Source organism: Algoriphagus aestuariicola (genome assembly GCF_017254835.1).
GTDB classification, from domain to species: domain Bacteria; phylum Bacteroidota; class Bacteroidia; order Cytophagales; family Cyclobacteriaceae; genus Algoriphagus; species Algoriphagus aestuariicola.
In genome coordinates, this window is sequence record NZ_JAFKCW010000062.1 from 1 (window position 1) to 289 (window position 289).

Below are 289 nucleotides of genomic sequence, written 5' to 3' on the forward strand. Positions count from 1 at the left end.
AGCCCGTGCGCCATGATCGGCGCCATATGCTGACCGTCCGGCGAGGTCGGCCGCTCGTGTTCGGTGCCCAGCATATTGGGGATCGACGGGCCGTAAATGTCGGCGTCCAGAATGCCGACCTTGGCCCCTTCGGCGGCCAGCGCCAGCGCCAGGTTGACGGCGGTGCTGGATTTCCCCACTCCGCCTTTGCCGGAGCTGACGGCGATGATGTTGCGCACGCCTTTGATCCCGGCCTGCGCGTTGGCGCGCTTCAGCGTCGTGATATCGTGTTTCAGCTTCCAATCGATGG

1 protein-coding gene is annotated in these 289 nt (G+C 65.1%); it reads right to left on the reverse strand.

Annotation, left to right across the window (positions count from 1 at the left end; all coding sequences use genetic code 11):
• A partial coding sequence (locus tag J0A67_RS23675; RefSeq protein WP_317195075.1) for a P-loop NTPase occupies nucleotides 1-289 on the reverse strand: 289 nt, incomplete at both ends.